The following is a 19,920-nucleotide window of genomic DNA, read 5'->3' as shown; positions in this document are numbered from 1 at the left end:
GGCAATTCTTGCAGATGTTCGAAAACGGTCATGACTTATTCAGCCGGAAAGTGAAATTTTTCAGCTTGGGTCAATACCCAGAAAAACTCAAGCAACACCGTTTTCATCACAAACAGTTCGGGTTCGTCAATGAAAATGCGCAAAGCAAAGGGTGATTGCAGAGCATCATCTTGAGCAAAATAACGCACCAAAATATTGGTATCGACCAACTGCGCCGCGCCTTTGGCAACGACAGCGTCCAGTTCCTCCAAAGGCACTGTGGACCCGGTATAACCTAAAATTTTGGGGCCTTCTTCAACCCGTGAAGTTTTATTTTTTTATCCGGGCGCAAAACTATAGAATCAACTCGGCGTTCAAAAGCCAGCTCAGCCCCAGGTTTTAAGCCCAATGCATATGAGATTGTCGGGAATGTGGACATCGCCGTGAATGGATAATGTAAACATATAGATTCTTCTCAAAAATAAATTCTGAGTACACAAAATGTATTATCGGTCTTATTAGGTCGGATGTGTATGAGAATTTATTGAAAGTTAACAGAAAGCGGACACGGAAATAGGCTTCATGCAGAAATTTCGTATGTCCTGTGGGTAGTTTTTGTAAACCGAAAAACATTATGTGTTCTCCCCATCAAGGCCAAGTCCTGTAAGGGCTTCTTGTGCAGGAGTAAAACCTTGTGCGGCTGCTTTTCTGAACCAGATTACCGCTTGCTTTCTATTTTTTCTTACGCCTTCGCCGTTGTAATACATAGCACCTAAATTGAATTGCGCAGTTTCATCACCTTGCTCGTCTGCTTTGCGATACCAGAAAACGGCTTGTTCATAATCTTGTTCGATCCCAAGGCCATTGGCATACATTACTCCTAAATTGTATTGTGCCTTAGCATAATCTTGATCAGCCGCTCTGCTATACCAAAACACAGCTTGTTCGTTATCTTGTGGTACACCGCGACCACTTTGGTACATCACACCTAAATCTCTTTGCGCTCTTGCATCACCTTGTTCAGCAGCTTTACAAAGCCAGAATGCGGCTTGTTCATCGTCTTGCGATACTCCGTACCCTCCGGCGAATATCCCGCCTAACTCTCTTTGTCCAATCGCATCAAATTGTTCAACAGCCTTGCAATACCAGAAAATGGCTTTTTCATAGTCTTGTGGGACACCAAGACCGTTGGCGTACATTATTCCTAAAGCTGATTGTGCACTGGCGTAATCCTGATCTGCGGACTTGCGATACCATAAAACGGATTGCTCATTGTCTTGTTCTATACCATGACCGATTTGATACAGAACTCCTAAGATACATTGCGCGTCTGCGAGGCCTTGTTCAGCGGCTTTGCGAATCCAGAACATAGCTTGTCCATCATTTTGCTCTAGGCCGTCGCCACTGAAATACATCCCCCCTAATTTACATTGTGCAATTGCATCACCCTCTTCAGCTAGTTCATGCAATCGCTCATCAGTCCAGTTAATTCCAAGCTCTGTAAGTGCGTCTTGCGCATCCACATTACCTTGTTCAGCGGCCTTGGAAAACCAAAATTCCGCTTGCTTCCTGTTTTTTCTTATCCCTTCACCGCTATAGTACATGGCACCTAAATTGAATTGCCCATCTGGATTACCTAATTCGGCGGCTTCGCGATAACAAATTACGGCTTGTTGATAGTCACCGATGCTATACGCAGTCCCACCTAGTGCCGTAAGCAGATTCGCATCCAGCTCTTTGTGTAAACTATCAAATAACTCTTCTACATTTTGGCCATTATCTTCCTCAAAATCGCTATCTAAAACCTGATTTTGGTTGAGGCTATCCCTAACCAATTGATAAACCTGTATCACATCATTAGCCTTCGCAGCAAAAGCTTTATCTGATCTGGCATCAATACCTTGAGCTCTTAGCCTTATTAGGCATTCTCGCTCAACGGCTTGAACATCTTCAAAATAATCATGACATAGAAGATGGCTGGGCAAAGGCAACTCATCCAGCCAATCCTCAGGCTCCTCCTCCGTTGCGGTCAAAATCATGTTGTAAGGCGGATCTTCCAGCATTGCAATACAAATATATCCGGCCATGTTTTTTCCTAAAGGGCACAAGTGCCAAAGTTATTCTCGATAGCCGTGGGCGGAGTCCGAGATGGTTCTTTAATACCTCTAAATTCCAGCCTTAATTCGATCCGACGACTTTCTTCCAGGGTGTCTTTTTGCGAGTTGGAAGAATAGCCACCAACTAAAAACAATTGCCGAATATCTTCATGCTGCTGGGGTGACAATTCTTCTTCACCGGCATCGGCTTTAGCTAAGAGTACGCAAAGCACCCGCTGACTGCGTTGCATACTCAAATTAAGGTTGAGCAGATAACTGCCGCGTTTATCGGCAAAGCCTTCTACGACAATGCGTTTTAGCCAATCGTTGCCCAATTCGCTATTGGCAATTTCAAGTACATGGGGAATAAAGGCGCGCAGTAAGCGTGCTTGATCTTTATTAAGTTGGTGACTGGCAGTATCAAAGCGGGCGCGGTCACCAAAATCAACCGTCTGCCGATCACGGTTAACGTGAATGCCTGAAAATTGAGGATCTTCTTGTGCAGCTTGTTCTACTTTATCAAGAAGTTTTTCAATGGCATCCTTGCGGGCATCAGCAGCACGCTGTTCTTCGGAAACGGTTTTGGTAACTGCTAACAAGGCAACGCTCATTACCAGTAAAAACATAACCATTAGTGCGGTCATTAAATCTGCAAAGGAAATCCAGAAAGGCTTTTCGGCTTCGTCTTTGAGTTTTTTGCCAATAGTAATCCGTGTGCCGAGCATAGCCTATCCTCGTGCCGGAATTTTTTCGGCTACTTCACCTAATTCTTCAATGGCGGATTTTAAATAATCAACTGCATCCTTGAGTTCCTTTTGGTAGGCAGTATTACTCGATTTAAGCCCTTTAACTACGTTGCTGGCAAATTCTTCGTGTGCGTTAGCAAGTTCATCACAGACTTCTTTAAATATGCCGTCAACTGACGATTGCGCCTGCCCCCTGTGTCAATATGACCTGAGACACCTACCCCTCGGAAATTAGAGTATAAAGGTAGGCCAGAATTATGAGCAAATCAAAAGCAGAGACCATGGAATCACCACAAGTAACTGCGCCGGAGGTCGCGTTGGAAGACGCCCGTAGGGCGGCTGAAAACGCGACCTCCGGCGCGCGGCCCGACCCAGAGGTGGTTGCCACCGCCCAGCGCCGACAATTTACCAGCAGCGACAAGCGCCGTATCCTGGAGGCCGCTGATCGCTGTACCCAACTGGGTGAGATTGGCGCTTTATTGCGCAAAGAAGGGATTTATTCCTCCCATCTGTCCACTTGGCGTAGGCAGCGTGCTGCCGATGAGCGCGCCGCGTTGGCGCCGCAAAAACGTGGGCGTAAGGCCGACCCTGCGCAGGCCGAGGATCGTCGTGTGCACCAACTTACCCAGGAAAATGAGCGTCTGCGCCGCAGACTGGCTCAGGCCAATGCCATTATTGATGTCCAAAAAAAACTTTGCGTCTTGTTCGGTCTGTCGACGGACGAGACGCCGAGCGAGTCCAGCTGATGCAAGCCCTTAACCAGTTAGCCCCGGAGGTCGGCCTGGCGGCGGCTTGCGCGGCCCTGAATTCGAACCGCAGTTCGGTCTATCGCGAGGATGCCCGCCGGCGCCTCTTGGTGCCTGTGCCGGTAACGCGGGTGCCTCGTCCGTCCGTCCCGTTGGCTTTCTCGACCAGTGAGCGCCAGCAACTGCTGGCGGTGCTTAACAGCGAACGCTTCGCCGATTGCTCGCCGTATTTTGTCTATGCCACCCTGCTGGACGAGGGGCGCTACATCGGCTCGGTGCGCACCTTGTACCGCGCCCTGGAGGCGGACGGCCTGTCGGCGGAGCGCAGGCGCCAACGGCTGCACCCGGTCTATACCAAGCCGGAACTCCTGGCCACCGCGCCCAATCAAGTCTGGAGCTGGGATATCACGAAACTCAAAGGCCCGGCCAAATGGACCTGTTTCCACCTGTATGTGATCCTGGATATTTATAGCCGCTATGTGGTCGGTTGGATGGTCGCTCCGCGGGAAACCGCCGAACTGGCCGAGCAGCTCATCGCCGAAACAGTGGCCAAGCACAACATCACGCCGCATACGCTGACGCTGCATGCCGACCGCGGTTCCAGCATGCGCAGCAAGCCGGTGGCCGCCTTGCTGGTCGATCTGGAGGTCGCCAAGACCCATAGCCGGCCTTATGTCTCAGATGACAATCCCTATTCCGAGGCCCAGTTCAAAACCCTGAAATATCGGCCTGATTTCCCCGTCCGCTTCGGATGCCTTGAAGATGCCCGCAGCCATTGCCAACGCTTCTTCCAGTGGTACAACCAGTCCCATTGCCACTCGGGCATCGGTTACATGACCCCGGCCACCGTCCACTTCGACCAAGCGGCTGCGGTATACCAAGCCCGCGCCAAAACCCTGGAGACGGCTTTCCTTGCCAACCCAAAGCGATTCAAAGGACAGTGCCCCTTGCCGCCCCGCTTGCCTAACGCCGTTTGGATTAATCCGCCTATTAACACAAAGGGAGAAACTTGACCCATAAATACACAACAGTTAGACACTAAATAAAACAACTGGGTGTCTCAAAGTCATTGACACATTCCGCTGTAACAGATGATCGGCAGATTGTTTGATCTGGTTGACCAAAGATTGCGATACGGAAGCGTCATTTTTTGCCGTTTCGACGGTGGCTTTTAATTCTTCAACCATTTGCGACATGGCTTTACCGGCATTGTTGTAATCATTAAGCGCAGTTTGCACTGTGCTGGCGACATTGTTCAATGCAATTGAGGTAGTGGCCATTTTATCGCTCACTGTACCTGTCTGTTGTATAACACCAGAGACGCTGTTTCCGGCTTGAGCAAAGTTGTCGGCAGCTATAGCTAGTGTTCCTGCACTGTTTTCCATGCGCTGAGTATTGTCTTTGGTAATCTCACGCATAGAAGCTACAGTGGCTTGCATGGAAGATACAGCGTTATTTGTTTGTTCAATCATTGATTGAACCTGAGCTGTTAAATCATTTGTTAATGTTGAAGCAACTTGAGCCAATTGTTCCTGCTGATATTTATGGTTATTTGCTGCGCTATTAGCCTGTTGCTCAAGTTGTCCAGCCAAAGTGCATATTTTTTCAGACATGACTTCTAATGCTTGCTGAAGCTGGTCATTGGTTTCGGATTGTGACGTTTTCACCATATCCCGTAACTGATTAACAAACTCTACCATTGTATTATTTAAGGTTAGCTGACGAGTTTCCATTGATTCAAGAGCAATGCTCAAGCGTTCACTCATCACATCCGCTGCGTTTTTACCCGCATCATCCAGATTATTAGCAAGTTGATCAAAGCGTGAAACTGTAGATTGCATAGCTGTGGTGGTTTGTTGTAATAACTGACTGATGTCGCCCATTTGCCCGCCAAACATATCTTTCATTTGCTGAGAAAATGTGATCAGCACTTCATTTAGCACACGAGTAACCGCTTCGCCATTTGTGTCAGTCGTGGTATTTACAGCTGAGGCAATTTTTTGAAGTGGTTCACTCAAACTATCTGAAATAGCTTGGGCAATGCGGTCACCACTCTGTTCAGTTGTGACTATCTGGGCTTTAGAACTTTCTGAAAAGCTGCCAGCAATAGCTTCGGTTTGCTGGCGGATCATTTCTGTCAGCATTTCCTTCAAGTCTGAAACCAATGCATCTTTAAGCTGTGCGGTTTGGGTCGCACTACTCTCCCCGGCTTTAACCAATCTAGCCAGATATTCTTCGCCCGCCCCACCTTCAAATAAACTATCAAGCAATTGGCATAAATCTTCAACTTGCTTAATTCGACCAGTGACACACAATTTTTCGACTAAGGTAGTAAACATCGCCAAACCAATGGCAGCCGCTGACATGTAAAAAGCCTCGCGAACTCCCAGAATCAGCGTATCAAGGCTAACACGCACTTTTTCAGGGTCACTACTAACAGAAAAACTTGATAGACCACGCAACAAGCCAATAAAAGTACCCAGTATACCAATACCAGTCAGAATTCCGGGTTGATGTTTGAAATATTCAGTTTTAAGTTCTATGGCAACCAGAGTTTCGACATTAAAGAAGACTTCAGCTGGAACAGTTGATCGCCAGCGAACCACTCGCTCTTGCCCCATGTCATCCGCTGCGCTTTGTGGATGTAAGGTTTCTGCGAACTCCGACCAACAATGACTGAGTTTTTGCGAGGTCATGATCTGTTTGCCGATCAGCTCCACATTAATTGCTTGACCGTCGCTCTTCAGATTTCGTAGCTTTTTTATAGTTTGCCTTAAATCTTTACTTAAACGGTATGAAGGTATGAGAAATTTGAATAAAAAGTATCCAATTAAAACAATGATGATCGAACCTAAAACCCATAAATGCCAATAGGCTTTCAGGTTTCCTGCATTGATTAAATCCATTACAGCTCCAGTTATTGCCAATATTGCCTATCGCGATCAAGAAATTTGATCGAAATTCAGAGTGATCTTTATTTGAAATCCACCTGAATTATCCAAAGTGGTTACTCATCAATTAGTAGCAAAGGCGTGTTACTATCTGCATCTAACGTTTCAACTCCGCGAAGCTTGCGTTCTCTGACCTTGGTATTTGTCGTTTGTATGATTTCCAAGGGAGTGGACGTTGAATTGATGTGTTTGTGAACGGAAGAAACGGGTCGAAACCAGAAAGTTAGCTGTTAATATTCCCGTATTGCGACGAGTTTAATAATTCGTTCATCTTCGGGGTGTTCGTTGTCGGTAGCCAGAACAGGATCAAGGCAGACGTTTTTGGGCGGATCATCCGGCAACAGCTTTTCATAACTCCTTCATAAGCTTTAGTGGAGAGCAAGGAAAGTATAACGATCGTTCTGTTCATGACCACCACCCCCAGTTGAATCCAGTCTCGATAATAGTGTAGCGCTAATCTTTATTTGACGCCAAGCTCAAGCGGAAGCCCAAGTTGAGAACTATGCATCGCAGATAGATGCCATCGCTCTTAACTGAAGAAACAGACAATGCATCGGCTTAAGGGCGGGTGCATTAAAGTGGACCCAAAATCCGACAAAATCTTTTTTAATTTCATCGAAAGGGGTTTCAATCAATTCGTTCATCGTTCCTCCATTCGCTGGTTGGAAACCTGTTTTGGATTTTTCAAGTGACAGGCCTGGGCTGCTATAGACTTAAATGATTATTTAAGTAAAAAGTATCGGCAATAGCAAGAATAAAAACATCGTCTACACTCAAGAGTGTGGAAACAACACAGGAATTGCTTATGGGTGAATCTTAAATGCAAGTCGTATAACGCTGTTTTCGATCGTCTTACCGGACGATAAATTATCATCAACGATACGGTTATCCACAGGTTTTGTGGATAACCCTGTCTTTAATTTGTCAAATTTGTCCACAACACCCCTTCCCTTCCACCATCGAGTTAAATTGACTAAAATCTGGCCAACATTTTTGCAGGACAATTCCAGGTATCCGGAAACCTTTGCCGACGCCGTCGATCGGCTCATCGAATTTCTGAGTGGTGAGGAAAAATTGGCGATTGCGGGCATGCCGGAGGAAGATCTGATCGATTTGCACTTTAATCTTGGCATGACGTTCCGGAATGCTTTCGGGCTGCACGGAGAAGGAAGCAAACTGCTAGATTACTGTGTCCAGACTTTACATCCCGGAACTTCATATAATTCGGTTCATCCAGATGATGCTTATGGGGTGATTATGGAGAAGATTGCAGTATGATTAACAAAGGGACGCTGATCCGCTGGCTTGATGACAAGGGTTATGGCTTTATAAAACAGGACAACGGCGAACAGGATGTTTTCATCCACATTTCGGCTTTAAAAGGCATGAGCCGGAAGCCTATTATTGGCGATGTCATTCTTTATCAGCTCGGCTTTGACAATAGCGGTAAAACACGCGCGGTCAATGCCAAAATAGAAGGCGTCAGTCAAGCTCTGACCTTGGCCGCCTTTGAAGATCGCAAACTGTCCAAGCCTTCACCGGCCAGGTTAAAACCATACATATCGCCGGCGAACTTTAGTAAACCACAAAAGCGCTTTAATCCATTCCCTATTCTTATTGTCATTGTGCTCGTTACCGTCGGTTATAAAGCGTTTTCGAAACGCAAAGATATCACCCTATCAACCGATATTCCCTCAGTTGAATACCAACTAACCAGGAAAATCGAGCCACAGTTCCAATGCCAAGGCAAGGTGCATTGCTCACAAATGACTTCTTATGAAGAGGCCGTATTCTACCTGCGTAATTGTTCAGGCACCAAAATAGATGGCGATGGTGACGGCATCCCTTGCGAAAGTCAGTTTTGATCAAACACAGGCAGTGGACCAACGGTTTATCGAACTATTAAAAGCTATCAACCCGGCAGGCATTATGAAGAAAGAGATCCAGAATATTTTTATAGCTTATGTATTACTTTCGGCATCATCGCTTGCGCATGCCGAGGGATCCTTGTTGAAAGAGCTTGGCAGTCTCATTGGCAATATTGGCTCAGGTGTTGGCGAAGAAATCGGCAACAGCATGGCAAAGCAACAGCCGCAATGGATTACGATCGAACCCGGCAGCAAAGAAGAATGTATTGCCAAAGCCGGTGGCGTCCTGAACAACACTTACATGCGTTGCCGTAATGGCCGCCAAGAACAGGTCCGGATTGGTGCTGATGGTAAAAAAGTTGTGCTTAATGAACGTCCTATCCCGAGGCACTGATGGATGTATCCCAAATTCTTATACAAGCTTTTGCCTCATCAGTAAGCGATTATTGGTGGCTGATTCTCCTCCTTATCTTCGTCGCCTTCTTAAAATCGCCATTCATGAAAGGCGTTTTGGGTGAGTTTCAGGTCAATCTGGCGGCTAAATTCTTTCTCGACAAAAACATCTACCGGTTGTTCAAGAACGTCACCCTCCCAACCGAGGACGGAACCACCCAGATCGATCATGTCATCGTGTCCCGATATGGCGTGTTCGTCATCGAAACCAAGAACATGAAAGGCTGGATTTTCGGCAGCCCTCAACAAAAAAACTGGACTCAAAAGATTTACCGGCATACCAACCTATTCCAGAACCCACTGCATCAAAATTACAAACATACTCAGACGCTGCAATCGGCGCTGGAGCTTGATCCTGGAAATGTGTTTTCGCTGGTTGTCTTTGTCGGCGACAGCACATTCAAAACGCCGATGCCGGACAATGTGGTTAACGCCGGTGGTTATATCCGGTTTATCAATAGCAAAATGCAACCGATCCTGAGCGATAGTGAAATAATGGCTATTTACTCCAAGATTGAATCCGGCCGGTTAGAGCCGTCGATTAAAACGCACCGGGAGCATGTAAAGCACGTTAAAACGATCATTGAGGAAAAACAGCGTCCGGCTGATGTTAATTCATGCCATAAATGCGGCAAGCCGATGGTAATGAGAACGGCCCGAAGTGGAGCAAATCAGGGTAAGCAGTTTTTGGGGTGTTCCGGTTTTCCGAAGTGCCGAGCTATGAGACAAGTATCATGAATATTGGCGATCGGCCAAAACCTGCCACTGAGGATGTTGACGAAATTTTCCATCCCTAAGTTCGGTGAATGGAAGCTATTCGGCAACCAACCTTACGTCCTTTTGGGCTCCACCCGGCCATTATGCGAAGTTTCCTTTTATGAGCAGCGGCTTTGGCACAACCATGATCTAAGCTGGCTTTAAAGCCTCTACCTCGCACGCAATCTTTGCATAATTTCCATGATTTAAAACAAGCTTTCAAATACACCCAAATGGAGCAATATCAACGATTATTCCAGTCGATGTCATCAGACGTGTCGAATTCTCATTTTTTATCGACATCATGGATAAATTCCGCGTGATTGTTTCCCTGTTGGAAGCAATATTTAAGTAGAAAAAGCTATCTGTAGTACTGAGGGTTAGTTTCTGAATGGAACTACAGAAAACGACTCCTGCAGTTTGCAAAAATTATGACCAGCTTTTTATCTGGCTGCCTTGCTCAATCCGCTATATTCCTAGCGTCAACTATGAGAAACCAAGACAATGTGCATAAAAGGAAACTTCACATAATGGCCGTAATGCAAAGCTTTGCATTACGGCCAAAAGCTGACCACCACGCTTTTTAAATCAATGGAAGGTGACTGTCTCAGAGCAGTCACTCAACGGTCACGCTCAACGGTGGCAATAGAGCGTAGCGGAGTTGACGTCCGAGTGCTGCGCCTTGTTATGCTATTAAATTCTCTGTCTGTAGAAATTCAAAGAACCTGTCCAAAATTTTCTTGTTACGGTCAATTACTTCTTTCTCTTCAAATTCATCGAAACCAATGAGATCGACTATCTCAGAGATTTTACTCGGGTCTTTGTAATTTCCACGCCTCTGCTCACCGCTATATATTTTCTTTTTGTCGTCAAATCGGTAGTCTGAGGCTTTGATATTAATACTGCTTTCAAGCAACACTTTATTTCCTAATGAATCAAGATTGCTTTCAGATTTTAAGCCTCCTTCCATTTCTTGTCGCTTTTTCGAATAGATATGTTCTAAGTGAAAAATTTCATTCAAGCCAAGAAGATTCTGATTAGGAAAAGTAAAGGCATACCAAGTAATCATTGAGCGTGTTGCGCCCCTCTGATTAGTGAAAACGTAATTTTCAAAAGCAGTACGTGCTTGAATTCCGTTAAATTTATATTTAGAAAATGTGGCTTCACCACCATTTACGATATTAACCATCTCATCATATACAGGTGTACGCAACGCGTTTACGCCGGGATTGGTTATAGCATAAGCAAAAATGAAAGCGGTAATTTTATCCAAAAACTTGCAGAACTTTGCGTCCTCCAGCATTCCATCTTCAGTTCTGTTTTGCAAAAAATATACGGATACTATATGTTGCCACATCCCATTCGGAGCATAATTCAGCACAAAAAATTTCTTGAGGACATTGTCCGAAAAACGTTTTTTATCTTGATCGGATACACTTTCCCAGAACAACGCAAGTGCCTTCAGCTCATCAATTGTATGGGATTGTTTTAGATACTGGTATTTATTACGCTCATAAAATTTTCGCAAGGCTTCAGTTGTTGAGCTTTTGTTTCCTTCTTTAGCACGTAAGAAATACATATAACGTGCGAATAACTCATCCATCGGTGTGCCAGTGATTGGCTTGAATACTGAATTTGTTATTTCCTCAAGCTTTTTCCACTCAGAAATAAACTCATCTTTATTGCCGAGGGAACCATAGTATTTATAGAATTGAGCCTTGAATATATCTGCATCTGACAGTGGCAGACCACGATCATTAAGTGTCGAAAATATACGAAGTGCCGTATCCTGTGACTCAGCTTCAATAGGAAGAAGGATGCAATTACCCAAAATACGGGCAGGCAAATAGGGGAAATAAGCCGGAAATGTTTGCAAAAAATCATCAATTTTTTTCTGGAAAAATTGATAGTTCAAAACATATTGACTTTTGCTATCTTGTTTAACCATTCCGGTACGAAGCAGTTCAAGAAATTCATCTTTGTCATTATCAGTGGCTACTTCAGAATCTATTTTAAGGGTATTTTTATCGGCGTTATCGAACTCATCTGTTTTCCAAATACACTTTTCAATCCGAGCGCGGGTACTTTTTGAATTGCTGTCTTGCATATTAGCGAACTTGTCATAAAAAGCCCGCAAGATAAGCATTAATGTTGTAAGTCGCTGCTGACCATCAATAACCTCTGATTTACTACCTTCGTTTTTATAGGTAACAATAGAGCCAAGAAAATACTCTTCATTTTTATCAAACGCTTCGTAATTATTATCAGGGAATGAGAATAAAAAAATGTCATCCCAAAGAGTTTGGCATTGCTCATCATTCCACGCATAAGGGCGTTGATAGTCAGGTATAAGAAAATCTGCTTTTCTGTCCGAAAGCAGATCGAATATAGTTTTTTGATCTACATTGAGTTTTGACATCCTATTTTCCTATAGTTGTATTGCATAACGCCAAGATTAACTTGCCGGATGATTTATCGTCCAGAATCAATTCCGCCTTCGGTCAACAGGTAAATATCATTTCTTTTAATGGCATGATGACGGAGCGGGTAAGCTGATTGTAGTCTCGTGAACCGCAAACGATTTGTAAATCGTTATAGAACACTGTCGTTTTTGTGGGTTTCTGACCATGACCACCGGTTGTTTTAAACCTGTCCAGGCAAAGTGTAGTGCTCATTTTTATTTGACGCCAAGCTCAAGCGGAAGCCCAAGTTGAGAACTAGGCATCGCAGATAGATGCGTTAGCTTGTAACTGAAGAAACAGGCAATGCATCGGCTTAAGGGCGGGTGTGTTGTCTCTTATGATTTAAGCTGGCAGTCAAGTAAGCCTATCGGAGCGGTTTAGATGTTCTCAACGGATTCGAACGATCGTGGCCGGCCTGATAAGCGTTTATTAGCTGCTTGTAAAATAAGTGCTCCGCCATACTATCTATGAAAAAGATTTAGCTCATCCATCCTGGGATTTTTTGATCAGGAGTCTGTATGTCGGTAAACATATGGTGATCTGAAGACACGTTGACATCCATAAGATAGAGGGATGCCAACGGCCATCACGGGTACAGGAATTTATTACGCAGCTCTTGGTCGACCCACAGAACCAGTTCTTGGTGGCAGTATTTTCCCACGCCCGAAGGTTCTCCCATTACCTTCAGCCATAAGACGAGCGTAATAATCAACTTTGATGAGATACGCAGCGGTTTGTTTAAGGTAGTTGATCTTCTCCACCTCACTGTAGTGGATCAGCCCGATACCGCATTGTTTGTAGTCTTTCTTGTGGGCATTGCAGTTCCAATAGGTACCGCGCCTATTCGTAATAACGGAGTGCCAGTATTCCCCGACCGTCCAAGCAAAGCAGACATCATCTCTGACCAGAGACCCATCCAGGAATAAGATGAGATGGTAGTGAAAGCCTTTCTCTGGACCGTATTCTAAAGACCAAATGTAGCCAACAACGGGATCGAAGAGGCTATTCATCTTCGCGTTGTTCATCAAGTGTTTAAAATCATGCTTCGCCTCCCAAAACTTATGGGTGATGTCACTGAGACTTTGGATGGTATTGCCTTTGTTGTAGCCTAAATCGATCCTGATCACTTGCAGGCGTGAGTAATGTTCGAATAATGAGTCGATATAGCGCATCATGCCTTCGTGATTTTTCTTTGCTGTACGTTGGGCTTTATGGACCAGTTCTTTGATTTCTGAGCTCTGAGCAACCTCTAGGATTTGTTTGACACAGGTTCGCATCCTGATAATGAGGTCTAACATCACTTCATAGTCCACGCCGATCTGATACAGGTCATTGGTTTTGTTCAGTGATCGATGACCGTCAAGAGCTGGCTTAAGATTGAAATCGACGACGTTTCTGATGAAGACGCCGATGAACGGATGAAAGTCGTGTATCGGGAACTGTTCAAGGAGTGCGTAGAGATACTGTTCAACAGTATGCCCGATAGATATCGCTAACTGAGTCGGTTGCACCTGTAACAAGCCATTACCCTGATCTGTGACGATGTAGAGCGGGTCATTAGGTTGACTGATGATGGTTTGTGTCAGTTGGCCGATGTGAGCGAGTTGATCGCTTAAGTTGTTCATAATAAACCTCTTGGATTAAAGGGAGTTAGATATGAACCTGCGCTGGCTTGATAGTGATTTGATGGATTGTTTTGAGCAATCCATCTTTTCTAAAAACTGGTAATAGTATGAGAGAGTGCTAAGTCTGCTTCTGTTGGATGGTTGAGTAGTTCAAAGGGTATCGAGAGGGTTTTAAGACGTAGAGATAGGTGGACTAATAAGAGTATTAAAGTGGCTATTATTTAATAACATATAATACAAAATTATCTTGTCTTAAAAATCCCTAACGTTCCTTGAGAATAATACTCACGAGATACTTGAGCGCTAGCAAAAATAAAATCCGTTTTTTATACCGAGTTAGTGCAGGTCCATACTATCTACATAACTCTCTTTTTTTACATTTATCCCTTAGACATATACACCGCTAATTGAATGCATTAATGGTCAGATCAAAATTCCTGAGTCCGTTCTTAAAGCCTGCTAGCTCTAATTTATAATGAGGCTACTCATTCCGAGTAAAAATCCTCATCTCCCCCCAATACTACTTGCTAAATCTGCTAGATTAGCGGAATTAGCAAGTAAATACAGTCTGACCGGATCTAAAATGCTTGGGATTTAGGCATCAATAGAAAAAAAGAAAAGCTTATTTCAGGTAGAATTTATTCTCAACTGGATATCAGGGTACTCGCTGCGTTCTAATTATTTAAGCAAAAGTTATCATTAGAAAGGCATAAAATATACCTGCACCTAAATGCCTTGCAATTAAAATACGCAAATCGAGTCTCAACTTGCGACACTTTCTGAAGGCTCATTAAGTAGTTCCTTGATAAAATCGACAATTTGTTGCTGCTGATGCTCATTAACCACATCAATACCCAACTGAACTGTCCAGTGCTTTTTAGTCTGTTTCGCCTGCCCAATCGTCCTGCCATCTTTATTCCGGATAAGTTTGTCATCGGTAACGTGATTTAATCCGTAGACGTCCTTGAGCGCTTTTTGAATAAACTCATTAATTTTGGATTGCTGAAGTTTGCCATCCCGGAATGTGTCAATGACATTGAGACACCAAGTTGTTTTATTTAGTGTCTAACTGTTGTTTATTTATGGGTCAAGTTTCTCCTTTGTGTTATTAGGCGGATTGATCCAAACGGCGTTGGGCAAGCGGGGCGGCAAGGGGCACTGTCCTTTGAATCGCTTTGGGTTGGCAAGGAAAGCCGTTTCCAGGGTTTTGGCGCGGGCTTGGTATACCTTAGCCGCTTGGTCGAAGTGGACGGTGGCCGGGGTCATGTAACCGATGCCCGAGTGGCAATGGGACTGGTTGTACCACTGGAAGAAGCGTTGGCAATGGCTGCGGGCATCTTCAAGGCATCCGAAGCGGACGGGGAAATCAGGCCGATATTTCAAGGTTTTGAACTGGGCCTCGGAATAGGGATTGTCATCCGAGACATAAGGCCGGCTATGGGTCTTGGCGACATCCAGATCAACCAACAAGGCGGCCACCGGCTTGCTGCGCATGCTGGAACCGCGGTCGGCATGCAGCGTCAGCGTATGCGGCGGGATGTTGTGCTTGGTCACTGTTTCGGCGATCAGCTGCTCGGCCAGTTCGGCGGTTTCCCGCGGAGCGACCATCCAACCGACCACATAGCGGCTATAAATATCCAGGATCACATACAGGTGGAAACAGGTCCATTTGGCCGGGCCTTTGAGTTTCGTGATATCCCAGCTCCAGACTTGATTGGGCGCGGTGGCCAGGAGTTCCGGTTTGGTATAGACCGGGTGTATCCGTTGGCGCCTGCGCTCCGCCGACAGGCCGTCCGCCTCCAGGGCGCGGTACAAGGTGCGCACCGAGCCGATGTAGCGCCCCTCGTCCAGCAGGGTGGCATAGACAAAATACGGCGAGCAATCGGCGAAGCGTTCGCTGTTAAGCACCGCCAGCAGTTGCTGTCGCTCACTGGTCGAGAAAGCCAGCGGGGCGGGTGGACGAGGCACCCGCGTTACCGGCACAGGCACCAGGAGGCGCCGGCGGGCATCCTCGCGATAGACCGAACTGCGGTTCAAATTCAGGGCCGCGCAAGCCGACGCCAGGCCGACCTCCGGGGCCAACTGGTTAAGGGCTTGCATCAGCAGGACTCGCTCGGCGTCTCGTCCGTCGGCAGACCGAACAAGACGCAAAGTTTTTTTTGGACCTCAATAATGGCATTGGCCTGAGCCAGTCTGCGGCGCAGACGCTCATTTTCCTGAGTAAGTTGGTGCACACGACGATCCTCGGCCTGAGCCGGGTCGGCCTTGCGCCCACGTTTTTGCGGCGCCAACGCGGCGCGCTCATCGGCAGCGCGCTGCCTACGCCAAGTTGACAGATGGGAGGAGTAAATCCCTTCTTTGCGCAATAAAGCGCCAATCTCACCCAGCTGTGTACAGCGATCAGCGGCCTCCAGGATACGGCGCTTGTCGCTGCTGGTAAATTGTCGGCGCTGGGCGGTGGCAACCACCTCTGGGTCGGGCCGCGCGCCGGAGGTCGCGTTTTCAGCCGCCCTACGGGCGTCTTCCAACGCGACCTCCGGCGCAGTTACTTGTGGTGATTCCATGGTCTCTGCTTTCGATTTGCTCATGATTCTGGCCTACCTTTATACTCTAATTTCCGAGGGGTAGGTGTCTCAGGTCATATTGGCACAGGGGGTCCTTGAGTAATGCCCACGCTGTTTCTAAAGATGAAAGTACTGAACTGGAATTTGAATGATCACCCAATATTTTTTTAATCTGATCTGCTGCAGTACGTGATAATAATGCCGGATCACGATTGAGGTCGTTCAAGATGAACGCGGGTAGGCTGTCGAACGCCAAATAACGGTACATGTCGGTACGATTAATGCCAATCGCCTCAGCGAGGTTTGTTTTGTTTGGAAATTCATTCTCTATGCTTCGAATGGCCTTACCGATTTCGTAATCGCTCAAATCGTCCCGGACTATATTTTCTGCCAAGGCATAAATCGCTCGGCTCTTATCTTCAACTGTCCTCACGATCGCTTCGATTTGTGGCTTTTTCAAAATAAGATGAGCTCGCCATCGCCGTTCGCCTGCAATGAGTTGATAACCAGCTTCTGTTTTTTGAACAATGATAGGTTGAAGTAAGCCGTTTTTATGAATTGACTGTACGAGACTGTCCAATGATTCATCAGAATAATGCGTGCGTGGCTGGTGGGGGTTTGGCTCTATCTGATCAACATTGATCAGGCAATAGTGTCCCTTAAGGGTACTCTGAGATTTAAAATTGGAAAGGAATTCTTTAGCGTCTACGTTTAGCATATTTTTGAAAAGAAATGATGGGTGGCTATGTGCGGCTCATTCAGCTAAGTTTGCCGGAATGAGCGGCTCTACTGCCAGGGAGATTGACTAGGCAGCCAACGCTATTAAGCCGCTGACTCCGGTAAAGGCTAAACTGAGCCCCAGCGAAAAGCATGTATTTTTTAACGCCGTTTTTATAAAAACGGCGTTTTACCTAGATAAACTAGGTTTTTTGGCATTTTTACAGATGCAATGTTTTTTATCGGCAATTAGGATTAAATTGAACAGGGTTTTTAAAATACTTACCGTCGAAGCCAATCAGGAGCACGTGGTGGAGAACAAGAAAATCAAGCGCCTGCTGAATAGCCTTTCTCGGCTCTTCCATATCTTTGAAGGGCTTTATTTGTTGCAACCGTTTTTTAAGCTCTTGAACTGTGTAAGCGCCATTCTCGCCCTTGCCAACAAATACGTTAAAAACAGCGGCCAGTTGCGCCACATCACTGATTAGTCCTTTGCGTTCACAGTAATTTCTCACGCCAGTTATCAGTTCATTGAAAATGTTGATCGCCATTACAACAAACTCATTTGGTATAAATGGGTCATCCAATTCACTTTCAGGCGGGTTATCCGTATGGAGTAGAAACAAATTCGATGCTATGCCCATGATTTGCATTTTCGTTTTTCCAACTACCCGTTGCAAAATAGGATGGGACAGTTCCTCGCCAGATCGCATTTTGTATTCCAATTCCTGCTCGAAATGTGCAATATGCCGCCAACCATCACCAGATATCTTCAAAGTAATTAGTGAATCGTGACATAATGCATTTTCGTCATCGACATAAATTTTAAAAAACTCACACCTTTTTGCGTATTGTTCAAGAATATGGTCACCGTTTATTTTGTCGGTAATTCTGTTGCGGTAACCTATGGGTGAAGGTTCGCTTATCATTATGGAACGTTCTGCTAACCCGGTATTGCCACTTGCTTCTAAAAGACTTCCAATAACCCCCTCTTGGGCAAAGATGACGATAGCGCCACAAACTCGACCGCTGTAGGACTTACTGCCAACACGATTACTATTCACATATCCACCTTCGCGTCCATTGAGGAGCAAATCGTTGTTGTTGAATTTGGGATTTTGACGTAGCCCTAAAATTGAATTTACAAATCCTTGCTCTGATGTGGCAGCAAAAAAGAATCCGTCAGTAGTCGTTAACATCGCGTCTAATGCTGCAGACGTGACATTGGATATTGGCATCATGTTTTGCAATCGATCAAAATTCTTCTTTAGCTTCTTAATCAAATTCTTCGTTTCTGCTATCTGTTTCTTGTTGTATGCCCTGTCTTCTCTCGTTGTGCATCCCGCAAGCGATTCGTCCAATTTGTCCAATTGCTTTTCTTGATCTTCAATGGCAGCTTTGATTTGCGAAATCGTTGGCTCGATCATCTTTGTCAGAGGCTCGATTAACATTCCTAGGGCGAGTGACTTAGCTGAACCAGAACTTTGCTCTAAAGCCGCATACAAACCAATGGCAACAGTGCGCCCATCTTTATATGCACATTGATAACGCTTACTGGTCATTCCACTAAATACGCTCAAAGTAAGGATAATATTGGTGCCGTTAGAGATGTCCGTTTTGTGGCTAATATATTGAGGTAGTTTAAGAGCCAACGAATCTTTATCGTGGTAACAATCTTCCAGCTTTAAATATTGTTTTGGTGATGAATTATCTAACAGAACATCCATATCTATGTTTGGAGTCGGATAACTGATATAGTTTTGAACAGGAGGAGGTAAATAGGGTGACGGTTGGCACGAATATCCTTGATATTGTTGATTTTGAAATGGCTGTAGCTTAATTTGTGGTTGGGGTTTAGACTGAGCTTGTAATTTAGCCATATTAATTCGCAGGTCTGACTCCCAATTCAGTGCTTTGTTTACATCTCCTCCGTGGTAGAAATGTGCATAAATGTCAAAAGCATGGTCAAGTAAAAAACCATCGAAAGTGTGAATTTCAATAATGCCTATTAGGTTGTCGAATTTGATGGAAATCGTCAGACCATTTGGGTGATAATATCTAGACTGAAGAATATTACCTAAATACTCAAATTCTGATGAATTGTTGTCTGCTATAAAGTCCACGCCTATTAGTAGAGCATTGATACTGTATGCGCTATTGAAAATTTCTATTTTCTGACCGTACATATGGTCTAAAGGTTTTTCGTACATAAATGTTTTCTCAATAAATTAAACTAATTTATGGCGAACAGAATCTATTTTTAGAAGATTCATAATCGCCGCTTTAATTGGATTGATCGCTGAGTATTGACCGTAGATATTTGGCCATGAAAGTTGATTGATTTATCTTTTAAAAGACGAAAAGCGATAGTCTCGCGTTCAAATCTCTCAATCACCCCACTAATAACTAAAACGCACGCTTTGACTGATTATGCGTTAACGATTTTTTATATCCATCGCTTCCCACAAATAACAAGAACATACACGTTTGTTTTTATTGTTGTTTTTCTGTTTTTAAAAACTCGTTTATTGTTAGAAATGGCTCGGCATGAACAACTGACTATCTGTGACCAATATCCCAAATCGGTAGTCAGTTGCATGCCCGCGAGATCGATTTAAATTAGGCCCCTCTACGATTTGCCAGACAGGTAATAAATGTCGGAATGTGGACCAGAAATTTCCGGGAATTAATTTGCACAAAGGCCATCTGGAAACCGTTGGATTTTCGGTTTCTAAAGAGCCATTCAAATTCTGTAGGTTTCAGTGGATTTTCTGAACGCGATTTAAATGCTGCGATCGAGCAGTATTCGTCTAACTCTGAGTTAATTGGGTTTGTTTGCATTTTGCCTCCTTGTGGCTCTACGTGATGACTAAATATTGCATAAAACCAGCGTAGATCGATGGACCGGGAATCACCTGTTTTTCGGTCCAGTTCTGGCATTTAGAACTTGAGATGCG

15 protein-coding genes are annotated in these 19,920 nt (G+C 44.9%); 5 read left to right on the top strand and 10 right to left on the bottom strand.

From position 1 onward, the window contains the following. Positions 1 to 35: 35 nt before the first annotated feature. From GO003_RS12020 to GO003_RS12010, 3 genes are all read right to left on the bottom strand, one after another. Positions 36 to 257 (bottom strand): PIN domain-containing protein, encoded by a 222-nt coding sequence (locus GO003_RS12020; protein WP_159654873.1) that lies wholly within the window; start codon positions 255 to 257, stop codon positions 36 to 38. Positions 258 to 611: 354 nt separating this feature from the next. Further along, the gene (locus GO003_RS12015; RefSeq protein WP_159654871.1) at positions 612 to 2,066 is read right to left on the bottom strand and encodes an SEL1-like repeat protein; all 1,455 of its coding nucleotides are present in this window, start codon (positions 2,064 to 2,066) and stop codon (positions 612 to 614) included. An 8-nt stretch (positions 2,067 to 2,074) separates the two neighbouring features. After that, complete coding sequence (locus GO003_RS12010) at positions 2,075 to 2,800, bottom strand: OmpA/MotB family protein (RefSeq protein WP_159654869.1); 726 nt, start codon at positions 2,798 to 2,800, stop codon at positions 2,075 to 2,077. Between the two features lie 302 nt (positions 2,801 to 3,102). Here GO003_RS12010 and GO003_RS12005 point away from each other — a divergent pair. Then, positions 3,103 to 4,580, top strand: a protein-coding gene (locus GO003_RS12005) for an IS3 family transposase (RefSeq protein WP_407942122.1) whose coding sequence is annotated in 2 segments (ribosomal slippage) — positions 3,103 to 3,546 and positions 3,549 to 4,580 — 1,476 coding nt in all. Because the reading frame shifts where the segments join, the coding sequence is not laid out codon by codon here. A gap of 18 nt (positions 4,581 to 4,598) precedes the next feature. On the opposite strand, the gene zorA is transcribed toward GO003_RS12005, so the two are convergent. After that, the gene (zorA, locus tag GO003_RS12000; protein WP_159659449.1) at positions 4,599 to 6,473 is read right to left on the bottom strand and encodes an anti-phage ZorAB system protein ZorA; all 1,875 of its coding nucleotides are present in this window, start codon (positions 6,471 to 6,473) and stop codon (positions 4,599 to 4,601) included. A 545-nt stretch (positions 6,474 to 7,018) separates the two neighbouring features. Next, on the bottom strand, positions 7,019 to 7,162 hold the full coding sequence (locus GO003_RS11995) for a hypothetical protein (protein ID WP_159659450.1): 144 nt from the start codon (positions 7,160 to 7,162) through the stop codon (positions 7,019 to 7,021). Positions 7,163 to 7,487: 325 nt separating this feature from the next. Here GO003_RS11995 and GO003_RS11990 point away from each other — a divergent pair, with 325 nt between their 5' ends. From GO003_RS11990 to GO003_RS11975, 4 genes are read left to right on the top strand one after another with little or no spacing between them, the layout of a single operon-like run. After that, positions 7,488 to 7,796, top strand: coding sequence for a DUF6794 domain-containing protein (locus GO003_RS11990; RefSeq protein WP_159659451.1), 309 nt, complete (start codon positions 7,488 to 7,490; stop codon positions 7,794 to 7,796). Continuing rightward, a complete protein-coding gene (locus GO003_RS11985; protein WP_159659452.1) occupies positions 7,793 to 8,383 on the top strand; it encodes a cold shock domain-containing protein in 591 nt (196 codons plus the stop codon). The genes GO003_RS11990 and GO003_RS11985 overlap by 4 nt, the downstream gene beginning before the upstream one ends. Next, the gene (locus tag GO003_RS11980; RefSeq protein WP_231089239.1) at positions 8,343 to 8,780 is read left to right on the top strand and encodes a hypothetical protein; all 438 of its coding nucleotides are present in this window, start codon (positions 8,343 to 8,345) and stop codon (positions 8,778 to 8,780) included. Before GO003_RS11985 ends, GO003_RS11980 begins: the two co-directional genes overlap by 41 nt. Further along, entirely contained in the window at positions 8,780 to 9,577 is a 798-nt protein-coding gene (locus tag GO003_RS11975) for a nuclease-related domain-containing protein (protein ID WP_159659539.1), read from the top strand. Before GO003_RS11980 ends, GO003_RS11975 begins: the two co-directional genes overlap by 1 nt. A gap of 703 nt (positions 9,578 to 10,280) precedes the next feature. On the opposite strand, the gene GO003_RS11970 is transcribed toward GO003_RS11975, so the two are convergent. The 5 genes from GO003_RS11970 to GO003_RS11950 form a co-directional block, all read right to left on the bottom strand. After that, positions 10,281 to 12,014: a DUF262 domain-containing protein gene (locus GO003_RS11970; protein ID WP_159657356.1), complete on the bottom strand. Its 1,734-nt coding sequence runs from the start codon at positions 12,012 to 12,014 to the stop codon at positions 10,281 to 10,283. 648 nt (positions 12,015 to 12,662) lie between these two features. After that, on the bottom strand, positions 12,663 to 13,682 hold the full coding sequence (locus GO003_RS11965) for a YagK/YfjJ domain-containing protein (RefSeq protein ID WP_159657351.1): 1,020 nt from the start codon (positions 13,680 to 13,682) through the stop codon (positions 12,663 to 12,665). Positions 13,683 to 14,762: 1,080 nt separating this feature from the next. Further along, a protein-coding gene (locus tag GO003_RS11960) for an IS3 family transposase (RefSeq protein WP_407942121.1) occupies positions 14,763 to 16,246 on the bottom strand; the annotation gives its coding sequence in 2 pieces (ribosomal slippage) (positions 14,763 to 15,835 and positions 15,835 to 16,246; 1,485 coding nt in all). A gap of 46 nt (positions 16,247 to 16,292) precedes the next feature. Continuing rightward, on the bottom strand, positions 16,293 to 16,964 hold the full coding sequence (locus GO003_RS11955; RefSeq protein ID WP_159658489.1) for a ParB/RepB/Spo0J family partition protein: 672 nt from the start codon (positions 16,962 to 16,964) through the stop codon (positions 16,293 to 16,295). 238 nt (positions 16,965 to 17,202) lie between these two features. Beyond that, the gene (locus tag GO003_RS11950; protein WP_159658490.1) at positions 17,203 to 19,173 is read right to left on the bottom strand and encodes a DUF3987 domain-containing protein; all 1,971 of its coding nucleotides are present in this window, start codon (positions 19,171 to 19,173) and stop codon (positions 17,203 to 17,205) included. Between the last annotated feature and the right edge of the window lie 747 nt (positions 19,174 to 19,920).

It is taken from the genome of Methylicorpusculum oleiharenae (assembly GCF_009828925.2).
GTDB lineage: Bacteria > Pseudomonadota > Gammaproteobacteria > Methylococcales > Methylomonadaceae > Methylicorpusculum > Methylicorpusculum oleiharenae.
The sequence above is the reverse complement of the archived record's forward strand: the minus strand, read 5'-3'. Positions and strand labels throughout refer to the sequence as shown.

Coding starts and splice junctions, on each gene's coding strand:
- GO003_RS12015 (WP_159654871.1), bottom strand. CDS start 2,066: ATGGCCGGATATATTTGTATTGCAATGCTGGAAGATCCGCCTTACAAC.
- GO003_RS12010 (WP_159654869.1), bottom strand. CDS start 2,800: ATGCTCGGCACACGGATTACTATTGGCAAAAAACTCAAAGACGAAGCC.
- zorA (WP_159659449.1), bottom strand. CDS start 6,473: ATGGATTTAATCAATGCAGGAAACCTGAAAGCCTATTGGCATTTATGG.
- GO003_RS11995 (WP_159659450.1), bottom strand. CDS start 7,162: ATGAACGAATTGATTGAAACCCCTTTCGATGAAATTAAAAAAGATTTT.
- GO003_RS11985 (WP_159659452.1), top strand. CDS start 7,793: ATGATTAACAAAGGGACGCTGATCCGCTGGCTTGATGACAAGGGTTAT.
- GO003_RS11980 (WP_231089239.1), top strand. CDS start 8,343: ATGGCGATGGTGACGGCATCCCTTGCGAAAGTCAGTTTTGATCAAACA.
- GO003_RS11975 (WP_159659539.1), top strand. CDS start 8,780: ATGGATGTATCCCAAATTCTTATACAAGCTTTTGCCTCATCAGTAAGC.
- GO003_RS11970 (WP_159657356.1), bottom strand. CDS start 12,014: ATGTCAAAACTCAATGTAGATCAAAAAACTATATTCGATCTGCTTTCG.
- GO003_RS11965 (WP_159657351.1), bottom strand. CDS start 13,682: ATGAACAACTTAAGCGATCAACTCGCTCACATCGGCCAACTGACACAA.
- GO003_RS11955 (WP_159658489.1), bottom strand. CDS start 16,964: ATGCTAAACGTAGACGCTAAAGAATTCCTTTCCAATTTTAAATCTCAG.
- GO003_RS11950 (WP_159658490.1), bottom strand. CDS start 19,173: ATGTACGAAAAACCTTTAGACCATATGTACGGTCAGAAAATAGAAATT.